At 69.9% G+C, this 15,993-nt stretch carries 16 protein-coding genes; 7 read left to right on the top strand and 9 right to left on the bottom strand.

All coding sequences use genetic code 11. From position 1 onward, the window contains the following. Window positions 1–118: 118 nt before the first annotated feature. Together AC1Q6P_RS13825 and AC1Q6P_RS13820 are read right to left on the bottom strand one after the other, a co-directional pair. Entirely contained in the window at window positions 119–526 is a 408-nt protein-coding gene (locus AC1Q6P_RS13825; RefSeq protein ID WP_492664422.1) for a DUF1801 domain-containing protein, read from the bottom strand. Window positions 527–589: 63 nt separating this feature from the next. Beyond that, window positions 590–934: a hypothetical protein gene (locus tag AC1Q6P_RS13820; RefSeq protein WP_492664421.1), complete on the bottom strand. Its 345-nt coding sequence runs from the start codon at window positions 932–934 to the stop codon at window positions 590–592. A gap of 127 nt (window positions 935–1,061) precedes the next feature. Between AC1Q6P_RS13820 and AC1Q6P_RS13815 the strand changes: the two genes are divergently transcribed. Then, window positions 1,062–1,694 (top strand): ABC transporter ATP-binding protein, encoded by a 633-nt coding sequence (locus tag AC1Q6P_RS13815; protein ID WP_492664420.1) that lies wholly within the window; start codon window positions 1,062–1,064, stop codon window positions 1,692–1,694. Between the two features lie 119 nt (window positions 1,695–1,813). Next, window positions 1,814–2,575, top strand: a complete 762-nt coding sequence (locus tag AC1Q6P_RS13810) for a peptidoglycan-binding domain-containing protein (RefSeq protein WP_492664419.1) — start codon at window positions 1,814–1,816, stop codon at window positions 2,573–2,575. A gap of 15 nt (window positions 2,576–2,590) precedes the next feature. On the opposite strand, the gene AC1Q6P_RS13805 is transcribed toward AC1Q6P_RS13810, so the two are convergent. Continuing rightward, window positions 2,591–3,805 (bottom strand): sensor histidine kinase, encoded by a 1,215-nt coding sequence (locus AC1Q6P_RS13805; RefSeq protein ID WP_492664418.1) that lies wholly within the window; start codon window positions 3,803–3,805, stop codon window positions 2,591–2,593. Next, window positions 3,795–4,418 carry a response regulator gene (locus AC1Q6P_RS13800; RefSeq protein ID WP_492664417.1) on the bottom strand — a complete coding sequence of 208 codons (624 nt, stop codon included), beginning with the start codon at window positions 4,416–4,418 and terminating at the stop codon, window positions 3,795–3,797. Before AC1Q6P_RS13800 ends, AC1Q6P_RS13805 begins: the two co-directional genes overlap by 11 nt. A 175-nt stretch (window positions 4,419–4,593) precedes the next feature. On the opposite strand from AC1Q6P_RS13800, the gene AC1Q6P_RS13795 reads away from it, so the two are divergent. From AC1Q6P_RS13795 to AC1Q6P_RS13780, 4 genes are all read left to right on the top strand, one after another. After that, complete coding sequence (locus tag AC1Q6P_RS13795; RefSeq protein WP_492664416.1) at window positions 4,594–5,280, top strand: ABC transporter ATP-binding protein; 687 nt, start codon at window positions 4,594–4,596, stop codon at window positions 5,278–5,280. Beyond that, on the top strand, window positions 5,277–7,745 hold the full coding sequence (locus AC1Q6P_RS13790; RefSeq protein WP_492664415.1) for an FtsX-like permease family protein: 2,469 nt from the start codon (window positions 5,277–5,279) through the stop codon (window positions 7,743–7,745). Before AC1Q6P_RS13795 ends, AC1Q6P_RS13790 begins: the two co-directional genes overlap by 4 nt. 73 nt (window positions 7,746–7,818) lie before the next feature. Further along, window positions 7,819–8,349 (top strand): hypothetical protein, encoded by a 531-nt coding sequence (locus AC1Q6P_RS13785; protein WP_492664414.1) that lies wholly within the window; start codon window positions 7,819–7,821, stop codon window positions 8,347–8,349. Window positions 8,350–8,369: 20 nt separating this feature from the next. Continuing rightward, window positions 8,370–8,912 carry a GNAT family N-acetyltransferase gene (locus tag AC1Q6P_RS13780; protein WP_492664413.1) on the top strand — a complete coding sequence of 181 codons (543 nt, stop codon included), beginning with the start codon at window positions 8,370–8,372 and terminating at the stop codon, window positions 8,910–8,912. Between the two features lie 9 nt (window positions 8,913–8,921). Here the strand turns inward: AC1Q6P_RS13780 and AC1Q6P_RS13775 are convergent, their stop codons facing one another. Both AC1Q6P_RS13775 and alkB read right to left on the bottom strand, forming a co-directional pair. Further along, a complete protein-coding gene (locus AC1Q6P_RS13775) occupies window positions 8,922–9,404 on the bottom strand; it encodes an OsmC family protein (RefSeq protein WP_492664412.1) in 483 nt (160 codons plus the stop codon). A 37-nt stretch (window positions 9,405–9,441) separates the two neighbouring features. Further along, window positions 9,442–10,095: a DNA oxidative demethylase AlkB gene (alkB, locus tag AC1Q6P_RS13770; RefSeq protein ID WP_492664411.1), complete on the bottom strand. Its 654-nt coding sequence runs from the start codon at window positions 10,093–10,095 to the stop codon at window positions 9,442–9,444. A gap of 292 nt (window positions 10,096–10,387) precedes the next feature. Between alkB and AC1Q6P_RS13765 the strand changes: the two genes are divergently transcribed. Then, window positions 10,388–13,375 (top strand): adenosylcobalamin-dependent ribonucleoside-diphosphate reductase, encoded by a 2,988-nt coding sequence (locus AC1Q6P_RS13765; protein WP_492664410.1) that lies wholly within the window; start codon window positions 10,388–10,390, stop codon window positions 13,373–13,375. A gap of 37 nt (window positions 13,376–13,412) precedes the next feature. Here the strand turns inward: AC1Q6P_RS13765 and yfiB are convergent, their stop codons facing one another. The 3 genes from yfiB to yfiR are packed head-to-tail and all read right to left on the bottom strand — an operon-like array spanning window position 13,413 to window position 15,971. Beyond that, a complete protein-coding gene (yfiB, locus tag AC1Q6P_RS13760; RefSeq protein ID WP_492664409.1) occupies window positions 13,413–13,997 on the bottom strand; it encodes an outer membrane lipoprotein YfiB in 585 nt (194 codons plus the stop codon). After that, complete coding sequence (locus tag AC1Q6P_RS13755; protein WP_492664408.1) at window positions 13,957–15,354, bottom strand: diguanylate cyclase; 1,398 nt, start codon at window positions 15,352–15,354, stop codon at window positions 13,957–13,959. The genes yfiB and AC1Q6P_RS13755 overlap by 41 nt, the downstream gene beginning before the upstream one ends. Continuing rightward, window positions 15,351–15,971, bottom strand: a complete 621-nt coding sequence (yfiR, locus tag AC1Q6P_RS13750; RefSeq protein ID WP_492664407.1) for a regulatory sequestration protein YfiR — start codon at window positions 15,969–15,971, stop codon at window positions 15,351–15,353. Before yfiR ends, AC1Q6P_RS13755 begins: the two co-directional genes overlap by 4 nt. Window positions 15,972–15,993 lie beyond the last annotated feature (22 nt).

The following is a 15,993-nucleotide window of genomic DNA, read 5'->3' as shown; positions in this document are numbered from 1 at the left end:
CGCAGGGAAGTCGGCCCGCCAGGGCCGACCCCGGAACCATGAGCCCGGTGGCGGCGCGGGCTGCAGGGCCTCACGAGCAAAACCAAAGGCGGTTTCGTGCAGTTTGCAGCCGTCGCCCTCAGACCTTCTTGCTGTTGAAGGCCTGCGTCACCAACTGCTCCAACGCGCCTGGGTCCACATCGGCCAGCCGCTTCAGGTAGACGCAGCCTTTGCCGCGCTTGAGCTTGCCCAGCGTTTCCAGCAAGGGCTCGGCCTCGTCAAACCCTGTCAGTCCGTAGAGCGCGATGTCCGCCGACCGGGAGGCAAAGCCCACGGCGCAAATCTCACCGGTCTTGCCGCCCGCCAGCGGGTAGCGGTGCAGGCCGAAGCCGACGATGGCGCTGCCCCACATCACGGCAGGCTGGCCGGTGGCGCGTTGCATCAAGTCGGCCAGCGCGAGGCAGTCTGCCCGTCGGGCGGCATCGGCAATCGCGTTCAGGTAGGCGGCCACATCGGCGGCTGTGGCTTGGGTTTTGTTGGCGGGCATCGCTCGGGGCTTTCAAGTCTCGGTCGGGGGAGATGGTGAGGGGCAGGCCAGCGTCGGCTTCCTTCAGGGCAGCCGTTCGTCAGCCTCCTCGTTCAATTGCAAGAAGGTGCCCGCAGCATCGAACTTCAGGCCGAGCTGGCCGATCCAGACAAACCCCTCCTTCTCAAAAGGCTCGCTCTCGGGCACGGGCTGTCGCGCAGCCTCGATCAGGGTCTGTCGGGTGTACGAACCCTTGGCCATCGCTCGAACCAGGGCCCTGGTTTGCGCCAGCGCCTGGCGAGTTTCTGCTGCAGAGATTTCGGTATAGCTGCGGGTGATGCCGGCGTCGATCGCTTGATACGCCCACCAGGCGTTGGATCCGATCAGGGCGGCGATGAGCACAAGGACGAGGGGGCGAGGGTGTCGCATGGGCAAGAGGCTCCTGTTGTGAGGAGGGGTGAGCGCATTCATCGGAATTGTGCGGTCGCGGCCAGCGCTCTCGAAATCCCGCCGCGTTCCCGGAGAATGAGTGCGCCCCAATTCTTGCGAATGCTCCATGTTGTCCCCCGACCCATCCCAGGCCGTCTATCGCGCCCGTGGCCTTAGCCTCGCCCACCCCGATCCCAGCCAGCCGCCCCTGATCCTGGGCCTGAGCTTCGAGCTGCGCCCGGGCCTGAGCCTGCTGCGCGGCGGCGATGGCCGAGGCAAGACGCGCTGCTTGCGCTTGATCGCGGGGCGGCCGGGTGCGCCGCTCGCGGGCCAGATCGAATGCAGCCTGGCTCCTGCGGACATCTTTTTCGAGGACCCGACCGACCCGGCGCTGGACGCCCAGCTGGCCTCGGCGTGGCTGAGCGGCCTACGCCAGCGCTATGCCGGCTGGCGCGCCGACCTGGAGCCGGCCCTGGTTGAGGGTTTTGCGCTGGCGCCGCATCTGGACAAGCCGCTCTACATGCTCTCCGCCGGCAGCCGGCGCAAGCTGGGCTTGCTGGCGGCCGCTGTTTGCGGCGCGCGCCTGACCCTGCTGGACACACCGTTCGCCGCCCTCGACGGGCGCTCCATCCGCTTGCTGGGCGAGCTGCTGCAAGAGGCCGCAGCGCAGCGCGAACGCGCATGGCTGCTGGCCGATTACGAGCGGCCGGCCTGTCTTCAAGGCACGGCGCTTCAGGCCGAGATCGATCTCGGCGACTGATGCGATCCGCAGCCCGCCACTATTCACGCGTCACCTGGGGATGGCCGGCCGGCTTGTGAGCCCCTAGCCTCCTACTCGCCCCGCAGCGTCGCGGGCGTTCAGCGAGCAAGGAGCATGGCATGGCATACGGTGATCGGGTCCTGCAACAAGGGCTCAAGGGTGACGATGTGGTGGAGCTGCAGCTGCGCCTGGCGGGCTACCGCGGCACGCTGCTCGATGGGGACTTCGGCTCGGGCACCGAGCTGCAGGTGAAGAGCTTTCAGCGCGACTACATGGGCCTGAGCGCGCCCAGCGGCGTGGTGGACCGCGCCACCTTTATGGCCATCGACGAGCTGGCCAGCCGCTTTCCCATCGACTTTGCGCAGCTGCGCTGCCCTTGCGGCGTCTGCAGTGGTTTCGGCCAGGGCCGCTTCAAAGGGCGCTACATGCCCGGCGGCGAGGGCCAGGAAAAGTTCCACCGCTATGAGTACCCCGGCATCCACCGCCTGATCCTCTGGGCGGCGCGGGCCTTGTTTGCCTACCAGCCAGACATTCGCTTCAGCTTCTCCTCGGGTTACCGCTGCGCGGTCGAAAACGAGCGCAAGGGCCGCACCACCACGAACCACCACGGCAAGGCCGTGGACATCGACACCGTGCTGGCGCCCGGCATGGGCAAGCGCGAAGACCTGGAGCGCTGCAACGAGCTGCGCAGCCTGCTGGTCGAAAAGTCCAATGCCCAGATCGGCTGGCTGGCCCGCAACCGCAAATCGCTGGAACCCTCGGACATTGCGCCCACCTGGGTCCACTACGACGTGCGCGAGTACGAGAGCAAATACCTGCGCGACGAGTTCTTCTGCCGCGATCTGGCCGGGCTGGACCGGCGCCTGCCGATCACGGTCTGAGTTAGGGCCTGCGGCTCAGAAGCTCAATACAAAAGCCGCGCCGCCCTCCAGCGGCCGCACATGGCGCACGCGGCCGCCCATGCCGTGCACCAGCTGGCGCACCACGGTCAGGCCGATGCCCTGGCCGCCTTCGCGGGCGCTGAAAAAGGGCATGAAGATCTTGTGCTCCAGGCCCGGCGGTACGCCGGGGCCGTTGTCGCGCACGCTGAGCTGCAGGCGGCCGCCGCGGCCCTGGCGCGCCTGCACCCACAGGCGCGGCTGGCTCAGGCCTTCGGTGGCCTGCTCGGCATTGCGCAAGAGGGCTAGCAGGGCCTGCTCCAGCTGGCCTTCATCGGCTTGCAAATACAGGCCTGCGCTGGCCGGCTCGAAGCTGGCCTCACCACCACGCTGCCGCCAGGCCGGGGCCACCGCCTGCTGCAGCCGCTGCAGCAAACCATCGAGCGCCACCGGGGCCAGCACCGGCGCTGGCCATTGGCTGACACGCCGGTAGATACGCACAAAGCGCGCCAGCTCGGCCGCGCGCAGCTCGATGCCGGCCAGGGCGCTGCGCAGATCGGCCTCCACCAGGGGCGGTTCGTCCAGCAGCAGCTGGGCCGTCTGGCTCAGGCTCTGGATGGGCGTCAGCGAATTCATGATCTCGTGCGTCAGCACCTGCACCAGCTGCTGCCAGGCTTGCAGCGATTCACCCTCCAGCTCGTTCTCTAGCGGCACCAGGGCCAGCAGGGTCTGCTGTTCGCCGTCCAGCGAGAGCGGCTGGCGCTGCAGCTGCCAGCGTTCGCTGCCGCGCTCGGTGTCCAGCAGCACCGGGCCGCTGCGGATGTCCGGCCTGCGCAGCAGGGCCTGCAAGGCCGCAGGCTCGCGCACGCCACCCGGTGCGGCCAGGCGCCGTGCTCGGCTGCTCAGGGCCTGCAGCGTGGGCTGCGCCGCGCTTTCGCGCAGCACCCAGGCGGCCACCGGCAGGTGTTCCAGCTGCGTCTGCAGCAGGATCAGCTGGCGCTGATCTGCAGCCAGGGGTGGCTCGGGCGGCAAGGGCAGCGGTGGGCGGCGGCGCAGCTGCACGGCTGCTCGCAGCAAGGGCCAGGCGCAGGCCAGGCCCGCCCCGGCCAGCAGCAGCAAGCCCAGGGCGCCGCGCGCGCTCAGCGGCCCGCGTGCCAGCAGGGCCTGGCCCAGGGCACCGGCCGCGGCCCAGAGCAGGGCGGCCGCCAGCAGGCGCAAGGACTCAAAGCCCATGCTTGTCCAGGCGCCGGTAGAGGGCCGCACGCGACAGGCCCAGGATGCGGGCGGCGGCGCTGAGATTGCCCTCGGCTTCGGCCATGGCGGCCAGCACGGCGGCGCGCTCCTGGGCGGCGAGGGAGCGGTCGCTGTCCGGTGTGAGTTCGGGTTTGGATGCGACCGGTGGGGTCAGGTCTTGCCGGCTCGCTGTACTTTGCTGATCGACCCGCTGCAAGGCCTCGCGGCAGGTGGCGATCAGGCGCACGTTGTCCCAAGGCTTGGTCAGAAAGTCGAAAGCGCCGCGCTTGAGCGCCTGCACGGCCAGATCGATGTCGGCATAGGCCGTCATCACCACCACCAGGGGCGCCTGCGGCCGGGCCTGCACCTCGGCCAGCAGCTGCAGGCCTTGCGCGCCATCGCTGCGGCCGGGGCCGAAGTTCAGGTCCAGCAGAAGCAGGCTGGGGCGCAGCCGGTCCAGGGCGGCCATCAGCTCGGCCGGCCGGCGCAGGCAATGGATGGGCGCCACCCGGCGCTGCAGCAGCAGCTGGGCGGCCAGGCCGACGCCGGGGTCGTCGTCGAGCAGCAGGATCTGGTGGGCGGGCGGCAAGGCCAAAGCTTCGTGTTGGTTCACGGCCCGCATCTTCGCAGCAGCACGCACGCGCGCGCCAGCCCGGTGTCCGGAAGCGGACAGGGGGCTTGGCGGACGGCCTGCGGGGCGGCGATGCTGGCAGGTCCGGGGCTGAAGTCTTCCGCAAGCCCCATCACTTCTTTTTGCCGCCGCCCGCCGCGGGCGCAGCCATCACCTCATGATCGAACTGTGCCAACTGAGCAAACGTCACCGCGCCGGTGATGTCGAGACCCTCGCCCTCCATGCCATCGACCTGCGCATCGAGGCCGGCGAGTACGTGGCCATCACCGGGCCCTCGGGCTGCGGCAAGTCCACCTTGCTGGGCCTGCTGGGCCTCTTGGACCGGCCCAGCAGCGGCCGCTACCTGCTGGAGGGCGAAGACCTGGCGCGCAAGAGTCCGCGCGAGCTGGCGGCCCTGCGCCGCGGCCGCATCGGCTTTGTCTTCCAGAGCTTCAATCTGGTGGAAGAACTCAGCGTGCAGGACAACGTGCAACTGGCCCTGCGCTACGGCGAGCAGCCCGAGCGGGCGCAGCGCCAGCTTGTGGCCGAGGTGCTGGAACGCCTGGGCCTGAGCCACCGTGCCGGCCACCGGCCCAGCCAGCTCAGCGGCGGCCAGCAGCAGCGTGTGGCGATTGCCCGCGCCATCGCCGCGCGGCCAGCCCTGCTGCTGGCCGACGAGCCCACCGGCAACCTCGACAGCGCCCATGGCCAGGAGGTCATGCACCTGCTGCGTCAGCTGAACGAAGAGGGCACGACCCTGGTGATGGTGACCCACAGCCCCGAGCATGCGGCCCTGGCCTCGCGCACCGTGCGCCTGCTCGATGGCCGCCTGCTGGTGGACGCCCACGCGGAGGCCTGCGCATGAGCGGCCCGCTGACTTTGCTGCTGCGCGAAGCCTGGGCCGGCCTGCGCCAGCGCCGCGCCGCCACCCTGGTCTCGGCCGGTGGCCTGATGCTGGCGCAGGCGGCCTGCCTGCTGGTGGCCGTGCTGGCCCTGTCGCGCAGCGCCATCGACCCCGGCGTGCCCGCGCCCGAGCGCGTGGTCATGCTGGACTTCCGCCCCCATGCCAAGGGCGAAGGCGGCGCGGAGAGCGACTGGCAGCTGGCCGCGCCGGCCGGCCTGGCGCCCTGGCTCAAGACCCGCGGCCTGCCGCTGGAGCAGATCAGCCGCAGCAGCAGCGAGGGCTTCACCTTGCAGATGAGCGGCGATGGCCAGAGCCGTGTCGAGGTGGTGCGGGTGCTGATCGCCGACCCCGATCTGGTGCCGCTGATGGGTTTGAAGACCCTGCATGGCGACCTGGCAGCCACGCTCGCCCGCAAGGATGCGATTGCCCTGACGCCCAAGCTGGTGCGCAAGCTCTGGGGCGATCTGCCCCTGGCCCAGGCCCTGGGCCGCATCGTCGAATGCCGGGGCAAGAGCTACACGGTGACGGCGGTGATCCCGGCGCTCGACAGCCGCAGCACGCTGGATGCGGCGCATGAGGCCATGGCCAGCTTCGAGCTGGCCGGGGTGGATTTCCGCGGCGGCCTGCTCGACAGCCCCGAGGCGCTGGAGGGCATCCACAAGGGCAATGCGCAGGTTTATGCCCGCTTGCGCCCGGGCGCTGAAGTCCAGCAGCTCGCGCCCTTGCTGGCCGCGGCCTACCGCGCCCATCCCTTGCACGACAAGCTGCCGGCCGAATGGAAAACCGCCGGGCCGGAGCAGGCCGCGGCCGACTTCCGCGTGCTGCCCCTGCCCCAGCTGCCGCTCGAGGGTCAGGACTTGCTCTGGACCGTGCTGACGGCCTTGGGCGCCGCCAGCGGCCTGCTCCTGCTGCTGGCCGCCATCAACACCATGAACTTGCAGGCGGCCCAGCTGCTGCAGCGCCAGCGCGAGACGGCGCTGCGCCGCAGCCTGGGCGCCAGCGGTGGCCAGCTGCTGCAGCTCTGGTGTACCGAACTCTTGATCACCTTGGGCCTGGCCGCGGCTGGCGCGGCCTTGCTGGCCTGGTGGTTGGGCCCGGCCGCCGCCGACTGGCTGGGCCTGAGCGCCCAGCGCCCGGTGGTGGACGCGTTGCCGGCGCCGGCCTGGCAAGGCCTCTTGCTGCTGCAACTGGTGCTGCTGCCGCTGAGCCTGGCCTTGCCGGCCACCCTGGCCCTGCGCCAGGTGCCGGCGCCAGCCTTGCAAGGCCGCACGGTCAGCGAAGGGCCCTGGGGCCGGCGCCTGCGCCAGGGCTTGTTGAGCCTGCAGCTGGGCGGCGCCTTGCTGCTGCTGGCCTTGAGCGGGGTGATGGCTTTGCAGCACCGCCATCTGCTGCAGCTGGACCGCGGCTTCGAGACCCGCAACCGCCTGGTGCTCAGCGCCCTGGTCGAGCGCGATTTCGTGCCCAAGCTCGATGCCTTTGTCGATGGCCTGCGCCAGCATCCCGCCATCCAGCATTTCGCCTTCAGCACCGCCCGCCCGGCCATGGACCATTGGGGCCCGAGTGAATTGCACGTCAGCCCCAGCGGCGCCAAGCAGATGCTGCGCATGACCACGGTCTCGCCGAGCTACTTCGTCACCTACGGCATGAAGGTCTTGGCCGGCGCGCCCGAGCAGGGCAGCGGCGAGGGCCGCCTGGTGATCGACGCCAAGGCGGCGCGCTTGCTGGGTTTTGCCACGCCGCAGGCGGCCGTGGGCGCCGTGCTGCGCGGCGGTGGTGATCAAGTCCAGGAGGGCCAGGAGCAGCGCCGGGTGGTGGCGGTGGTCCATGACATCAAGCAGGAGTCGGCGCGCGATGCGGCCCAGCCGCAAGGCTTTGTACTCAGCGATGCGCCGCAGTGGGACTTGACGGTCTACGGTCCCGATGCCCGCGCCCTGCGCGCCGGCCTGGAGGAGGTCTGGCGCACGCATGGCCCGCCGCTGGGGCATATGGTCTGGAGCGCCGAGGAGCAGACCGCCCTGGTCTACCGCCAGGAAGAGCAGCTGCGCCAGGTGCTCAGCGTGGTGGCCCTGCTGGCGGTCGGCGTGGCCATGCTGGGCGCCTACGCCCTGGTGGCCGACACCTTGCGCCGCCGCCGCACCGAGCTGGTCCTGCGTCGCCTGCATGGCGCCAGCCACGCGGACATTGCCGCCGAAGTGGCGCGCGAGTTCCGTGGCCCGCTGCTGCTGGCCGGCATCTTGGGCCTGCCCCTGGCCGGCCTGGCGGGCATGGCCTACCTCGACGGCTTTGTCGACCGCCTGGCGCCGTTGCCGGGCCTGGCCTTGCCGCTGCTGGTGGCGGCCTTGCTGACGGTGGGCATCACCGCCTTGGCTGCGGCCCGCCACATCCGCCTGGCCTTGGGCCTGCAGCCGGTGGAGGCCTTGCGCTGAAGCCAGTGAATCAGGCGCCGGCCCGCAGCTAGACTTCCCGCTGTTCGGTTAGCCGGTGAGTGGGATAGAAAAGATGAGTGAACAGCAGCAGCAGCGCCTGATCGTGGGCGTCGACAAATTCGAGAACATCGTCGCCTTGTTGCTGGAAGAAGCGGGCTTTTGGGTGCGCCGGGGTTTCAAGGTCGCGCTGACGCAGGATGAAAAGCGCCAGATCGGCAAGACCTCGGCGCCCAAGCCCGAGATCGACATGCTGGCCTACCACCCGGGCCGCCAGGAGCTGCTGGTGCTGGAGGTCAAGGCCTACCAGGACACGCCCGGCGTCAAGCTGGCGCAGATGCAGGAGGTGCATGAGGTGCCCACCGGCCGCTTCAAGCTCTTCACCAGCGATCTCTACCGTCAGGTGGTCTTCACCCGTCTGCAGCAGCAGCTGCTGGAGCTGGGCCAGATCGCTGAGCAAACCCAGCTTCGACTGGGCCTGATCCCGGGCAAGGTCAACCAGGGCCAGAGCGAAGCCTTGCGTGCGCTGATGCAGGAGCGCGACTGGTTCTTCTGGTCGCCGGACGAGGTCAAGGCCAAGGTGGCGGCGCGCTCGGCGCAGGGTTGATGGCCGTGGCTGAAACCGGCATGAGCGCTTCGCTGGAGGACGCGCTGCCGCAGCGCAGCGCGCGGGTGCTTTTGCGCCGCTTGCGTGCCGGCGATCTGGCGGACTTTCAGGCTTACCGCCAGGACCCGCAAGTCGGGTTGTACCAAGGCTGGCAGGCGCAGAGCGATGCCCAGGCTCTGACCTTTTTGCAGGAGATGGCCAGCGCGCCCCTGCTGCAGCCCGGCGCCTGGTGCCAGCTCGGCCTGGCCGAGGCGGGCAGCGATCGCTTGATCGGTGACATCGGCCTGTGCCTGGCGGCCGACTCGGCGTCCGTCGAGATCGGTTTCAGCCTGCATGCGGCCCGCCAGGGCCAGGGCCTGGCGGCCGAAGGCGTGGGGGCGCTGATCGCTTTGCTGTGGGCGTGTTCGCCGGCGGCCGAAGTTCGCGGCATCACCGATTCGCGCAACCTCGGCTCCATCCGCTTGCTGGAGCGCCTGGGCTTTGCGCGGGTGGACAGCCAGGCCGCGGTGTTTCGCGGCGAGGCCTGTGTGGAGCATCACTACCGCTTGCCTCGGCCCGCTTGAATCACCCGCTCAAGTTGCCCGGTAGCTCCAGCTGCCTTCGCAGCGAACGGTGCTGCGCACCGAGTTGGCGATGAAGCAGTGCGTGTGTGCGGCATGGTGCAGGGCTTGCACGGCTGCCTCGTCGGGCGCCTGGGCGCCGCCAAACTGCACCTCGGGCCGCAGCATCACCTCGGTGATGGCGTCCTGCCCGGCTTCGTTCTGGGCCATCAGGCCTTCGGCCGGGTCCTCGTAGTGGCTCACCACATAGCCGGCGCGGGCCGCCAGGTCCAGGAACCAGAGCATGTGGCAGCTGGACAGGGCGGCGATGAAGGCTTCTTCGGGGTCCACGGCGCTGGGGTCGGAGAAGGGCAGGCGCACGACGCTGGGCGAGCTGGAGGCCGCCACCTCGGCGCCGCCGTCGAACTGCCAGCGGTGGGCACGGCTGTAGCGCCGGCCGGTGAAGTCTTCATCGGGGCCCAGGGCCCAGCGGATGGTGGCGTGATGCGTGGACATGGGAGAGATCCTTTGCAGCGGTGGGCTGCATCTTCCGTCATCCCGCGCAGCGCAAGGTCAGGTTGATGCGCTGCTCGCCCAGCAGCGGGTGGCGGCCCGGCGCCAGCGCCTGCACGCCGTGGAAGGCCAGGCGCGAGGGCCCGCCCCAGACCAGCACGTCGCCATGCTGCAGCGGCCAGCGCGCTGGCCGCTCGCTGCGGCTCTGGCCGCCGAACAGAAACACGGCCGGCAGTCCCAGGGAGATGGAGACGATGGGCTGGCGCAGATCCTGCTCGTCGCGGTCCTGGTGCAGGCTCAGCGGCGTGCCGGGCAGGTAGCGGTTGACCAGGCAGGCGTCGGGCCGAAAGCCGGGGTAGCCAGCCTCCTCGGCCACCGCCACAGCCAGCTCGGCGATCACCGGCGGCAGCGCCGGCCAGGGCTGGCCGCTCAGCGGGTCTGTCGATTGGTAGCGGTAGCCGCGCGCGTCCGAGACCCAGCCCAGGGGGCCGCAGTTCGTCATCGCCACCGCCATGCGCCGGCCGCCGGGGGTGAGCCAGTGGCGCAGCGCGGCCGCGGCCATCACGCCCTCGGCGGCGGCCAGCAGCTGGGGCGCCTGGGCCAGCGCCCGGCCGCGCAGCAACACGGCGCCGGGGGCCAGGTCTTGCCGGGCCGGCGGCGGCTCCAGAGCGTCATCAAACAGGTCGAGATTCATGTGGCGCGAGCCTGGGTACTTGTCAATTGGTGAAATCTTTTTTGGGTCAAATTCAGCAGCCAAATTCGCTTGCAAAAGCTTGCAAACCCGAATTCCCGAGGCTTGAAAAGCGAGTGGCCGCTGACATCTTTATTTTTGCGCGGACGCCGCCCAGGCCGGGCAGGCCCATCTGCTGATCCGGGTCAAAACGGGCTCGCTAAGATGCTTGCAGCATGCGCAGCCGGGCTTTCATGGCCCGGCCAGCCGCCACGATCCCGCCACTGATTTTGCTTGCGCTCCCGGAGTACCACGCATGAGCTCGTCCATCACCCCCCAGCCCACCCAGTTTGATTTCGACAGCGTCCCGCAAGCGCCCCGCCAGCCCCTGGCGGCGCCGGCCGCCCTGCCGGCTCAGGAGATCAGCGCCGAGGTGCTGCTGGAGAAATACGCGAAAGGCGAGGAGCAGACCCTGGACGAGCTGCGCCTGCGCGTGGCGCGCGCCCTGGCCCAGGCCGAGGCGCCCGAGGCCAGGGCCGAGTGGGAAGCGAAATTCCTCGATGCCCAGCGCCGCGGCTTCGTGCCGGCCGGCCGCATCAACTCCGCCGCCGGTACCGAGCTCAGCGCCACCTTGATCAACTGCTTTGTGCAGCCGGTCGGTGATTCGATTGCCTCGCTGGACGATGGTCACCCGGGCATCTACACCGCCTTGACCGAGGCGGCCGAGACCATGCGTCGCGGCGGCGGCGTCGGTTACGACTTTTCCCGCATCCGCCCGCGCGGCGCCTGGGTCGGTTCGACCCAGAGCAGCGCCTCCGGCCCGGTCAGCTATATGCGGGTGTTCGACCGCAGCTGCGAGACGGTGGAATCGGCCGGCGCCCGCCGTGGCGCGCAGATGGGCGTGCTGCGCTGTGACCACCCCGATGTCGAGGAGTTCATCCGCGCCAAGGACAAGGGCGATCTGAAGAACTTCAACATCTCGGTCGGCGTGACCGATGTGTTCATGCAGGCGGTCGAGGCCAATGGCGAGATCGAGCTGGTGCACAAGGCCGAGCCCGGCGCCAAGCAGCGCGCGGCCGGCGCCTACCAGCGCGGCGATGGACTCTGGGTCTACCGCAAGCTGCAGGCGCGCGAGCTCTGGGACATGGTGATGCGCTCCACGTATGACCATGCCGAGCCCGGCGTGCTCTTCCTGGACCGCATCAACAACGACAACAATCTTTACTACTGCGAGTCCATCTCGGCCACCAACCCTTGTGCCGAGCAGCCGCTGCCGCCCTACGGCTGCTGCTGCCTGGGTTCGGTCAACCTCACGCATTTCGTGCGCCAGCCCTTCGGCCTGGACGCCAGCTTCGACGGCGAGGCCTTTGCCGAGGTCTGCCGCACGGCCACCCGCATGCTGGACAACGTGCTGGACGTGACGCCCTGGCCTCTGCCCGCGCAGCAGCAGGAGGCGCGCAACAAGCGCCGCGTCGGCCTGGGTTTCACCGGCCTGGGTGACACCCTGGTGATGCTGAACCTGCGCTACGACAGCGAGGCCGCGCGCGCCATGGCCAGCGAGATCAGCACTCTGATGCGCGACGCGGCCTACGAGGCCTCGGCCGATCTGGCGCTGGAGCGCGGTGCCTTCCCGCTTTTCAATGCCGACCTCTACCTCTCGGGCGGCAACTTCGCCTCGCGCCTGCCGCAAGGCCTGAAGGACAAGATCCGCGCCCAGGGCCTGCGCAACTCGCACCTGCTGTCGATCGCGCCCACCGGCACCATCAGCCTGGCCTTTGCCGACAACGCGTCCAACGGCATCGAGCCGGCCTTCAGCTGGAGCTACACCCGCAAGAAGCGCATGCCCGATGGCAGCTACAAGGAGTACGCCGTCGAGGATCATGCCTGGCGCCTGTACCGCCATATGTTCGGCAGCGATGCGCCGCTGTCACCGGCCTTCGTCACGGCGCTGGAGCTCTCGGCCTCCGACCATGCCTTGATGGTGGCGGCGGTGGCGCCCTTTGTGGACACCTCGATCTCCAAGACCGTCAATGTGCCGGCCGACTACCCCTACGCCGATTTCCAGGACCTGTACACGCAGGCCTGGAAGAGCGGCCTCAAGGGCCTGGCCACCTACCGGCCCAATAGCGTGCTCGGTTCGGTGCTCAGCGTTGAATCGGCCCAGCCGGCGCCGGCTGCCGCGGTCAGCTCGCCCGAGCCGCTCAAGCCGGTGGCCTCGGATGGCGGCAACCAGCGCATGCTGGTCTCGCGCCTGCCCAATGCCGTGCTGGCCTCGCTGCGCTGGCCCAGCCGGCCCGAGCTGCCGAATGGCAACCCGGCCTGGAGCTACATGATCCGCCACCCGCATGGCGACTTTGCCCTCTTCGTCGGCGAGCTGCCGGCCGAGGGGCCCGACGCCGGCCTGTTCGGCAAGAACCTGCCTTTTGAGGTCTGGGTCAACGGCGCCGAGCAGCCGCGCGGCCTGTCGGCCGTGGCCAAGACCCTGTCCATGGACCTGCGCAGCAATGACGCGGCCTGGCTGCGCCTCAAGCTCGACGCCCTGGCCACCGTGGCCGAGGAGCGGTCTTTCGAGATGGCCATGCCGCCGGGTGGCGAACAGCGCCTCTTCCCTGGCGTCGTGGCGGCCACGGCCGCGGTGATTCGCTGGCGTTGCGAGCAGCTCGGCGCCCTGGCCGAGGGCGGCGCCACGCCGGTGATCGACGCCATGTTCAGCCGCGAAGAGCCCCGCACCAGCACCATGGGCACCCTGGCCTGGGCGGTGGATGTGGACAACCCGGCCACCAACGAGCAATTCACACTGACCCTCAAAGAGGTCAGCCTGCCCACGCCGGACGGCGGCTTCGTCACCCGGCCCTGCGCCATGGGCTTCTCGGGCAACTACCCCAAGGCCCTGGACGGCATGGCCCGCCTGCTGAGCCTGGACATGCGTGTGATGGACCCGGCCTGGATCGGCATGAAGCTGCGCAAGCTGCTCAATGTCGGCGAGCCTTTGGGCCACTTCATGGCGCCGGTGCCCAACCTCTCGGGTGAGCGGCGCCAGCAGATCTGGCCCTCGACCGTGGCCTATGTGGCGCGCCTGATCATCCACCGCTACGCCATGCTGGGCGTGCTGGACGAGCAAGGCCTGCCCCTGGTGGAGATGGGCTTGCTGCAAGCGCCGATCAGCGCGCGCAAGGCCAGCAGCGCCGGCGCCCTGCAGGCCCAGGCCGGCAAGCCCTGCCCGGAATGCGGCAACCGCACCATGATCCACAAGGACGGCTGCGACTTCTGCACCGCCTGTGGCTATGTGGGGCAGTGCGGCTGATCGAGTGAAGCGGTGAACGGGCTTGACGCCCGTTCGCTCAGCCGGCCATCGCGATCAGCACCACGCGCCGGTTCTTGGCGCGGCTGGCTTCGTTGCTGTTGTCGGCGATCGGCTTCTCGTGGCCGAAGCCCTGGGTTTTCAGCGCGCTGCTGGGCCAGCCCGCGCCTTGCAGGGCCTGGCTGACGGCGCTGGCACGGCGCAGGGACAGCTGCTTGTTGTAGCTGGCGTCGCCCACGGCGTCGCTGTGGCCCTCGATGCGCAGCCGCGGCACCTCGACCTCGCGCAGCTGCTGGCCCAGCTCGATCAGGCGCTTGCGCTGCTCCAGCTGCAGGCGGTCGGAATCGAAGCCGAACAGCAGGCTGGTGGCCAGGTTCAACTCCCACTCATCGCCGTTCGGCACAAAGCCCAGCTCTTGCAAGCGGCGCTTTTGCTGCTCGGTCCAGGGTGAGGGCGGTGTGATGACGGCTGCCGTGCCGGGGCTGCTTTGGCAGGCCTGCAAGAGCAGGGCCAGCAAAGGCAAGCCAAGCAGCGCGCGACGCTGCGTCAGGCTGGCGGCCGGGTCATGGGGCTTGAGGCCGGTTTCAGTCCGGGCTGGGTGTGGGGCGTGTCGGGGCTGCTTCAAGTGAACTCCTGCTTGATGAGCCGCTGGGCAGCACACCGCGTGCCGCCCGCTTGCGCTGGTACATGTCCTGGTCGGCCGCCTTCATCAGCTCGGCAGCACTCAGGCCATGGGTGGGGAAGATCGCCAGGCCGACGCTGATGCCGGGCACCACGGTGGATCCATTGGGCAAGGTCACCGGCTGGGCCACGGCACTGCGCAGCTGCTCTGCAATTGCCGGGGCATTGGTGGCCTGGCGCAGGCCATGGACCAGGACCACGAATTCGTCGCCGCCCAGCCGCCCCACCAGGTCTTGTGCACGCACGCTGCGGCTCAGGCGCTGGGCCACGGCCACCAGCACGCAGTCGCCGGCCTCGTGGCCATGCTCGTCGTTGATGGTCTTGAAGTGATCGGCGTCGATGAAGTAGAGCGAGAAGCAGCCGCCGGCGCGGCTGGCCTGCGACAAGGTGCTGGCCAGCACGCGTTCGAAATGGGCGCGCGTCGCCACGCCGGTCAGGCCGTCGCGCGCGGCCTGGTCGCTGAGCTCGGCATGGGCATGGCGCAGCGCGTCATGCTCGCGCAGCAACTGTTGCTGGTGCTCGCTGAGCTCCTGAAGCAGGGCGTCGAAATCGGCGCTGAGCTGGTCCAGCTCGCGCACGCCCGCACGCGGGGCCTGGCGCAGGGCCAGCAAGGGCTTGTGGGGCTCGCGCAGCTGGCGCATCTGGCGGCTGTGCTCGGCCAGCGCTTGCAGGGGCAGGACCAGGCGATCGGCCAGGCGGTGCGACACGCGCAGCACCGCCACCCCGGCCAGACCCATGGCCAGCAGCACGCCCGCGGCGGCCCAGCTCATCAGGCTGAGCAGGGCGCTGGCATCGGCCTGCAGCTCCACCACGGCCTGCACCTGGCCCTGGGCCAGCACCGGTGCCTCGGCGCGCACCGGCCAGAGCGTTTCGGCCAGGCGGGCCCAGCTGCCCTGGGCATCGGCCTTGCGGTAGCAGGCGAAGTCTTCATCCGGCAGCGTGCCGGCCGCGCCCGGGCGCGGCAGATCGCGCAGGCTGTGGGCACCCAGGCGCACCCGCGCGGCCGACACCGGCTCATGGCGCAGCAGCTCTTGCAGCAGGGTTTCGGTGGCCTGCCGGTCCTGGAACACCACGGCGGCCTCCACCGAATAGGCCAGCGAGCGTGCCTGCAGCTCGAGATTGCGCACCGTGGACAGGTGCAGCAGCAGGGCGGCGCCCACGGTCAGTACCAGACCGACGCTGAGCACCGACAGCCACCCGATGCGCCAGCTGGCCGCACGCATCAGCTCGAGCACGCTGGGCACCGGCCGGGCGCGATGGGCCGGGCCTTGAGCCCAGAGATGGCGCCAGTGCTTGCTCATGCCTTGCGCCCCTGGGGCTTGGCCAGGCGCAGCACCTGAGGGTGCACGCGCAGGCCGCTGCGGGCCACGGCGTCGAGGTTGACCTCGAAGCGGGTGCGGCCGTCCTGGGCCTCGAGGCAGAACATGCCGCCGTCGCTGCAGAACTCGGGCCCACGGCCCAGGGTCAGCACCGCTTGCTGGGCCAGGCTGCGCAGCAGCTGGCGCAGCGGCTCGGGCTGCCAGCCTTCCAGGTAGACGGCCTGGCAATGGGGCGGCAGGGCGCTCTGATTGGCCTCGATCAGATGGACCTCGAGCTGCCGGCCGTCGTGCAGGGGCTGGACCTGGCGGGCGATCTCCTGCGCATCGCTGGCGCTGCGGCTGATGCACAGGCCCAGGGTGGCCGGGCCTTGCGGCCAGCGGGTGTAGCTGACGATGGCTTGCAGGATGGCGCCGGTGGCCAGGGCCGATTGCGCCACCACGGCCTGCGGGGGCAGGGCCTGAGCCTGGCAGGGGCCGCCGGCCAGGCCGCCCAGCAGCAGACCCAGGCCCAGCTCGAGCCGGCGCCGCAGGCGCCCGCGCAGCCACCCGGGCGCGCGCCGCAGCGGGGTCGAGCAGGAGACAAAAAAGGCAGCCAACATTCAGATTCCAAACCAGCCACGC

This window comes from Roseateles sp. GW835-FHT13E02 (assembly GCF_058794035.1).
This window is presented reverse-complemented; position numbering and strand designations above follow the sequence as displayed.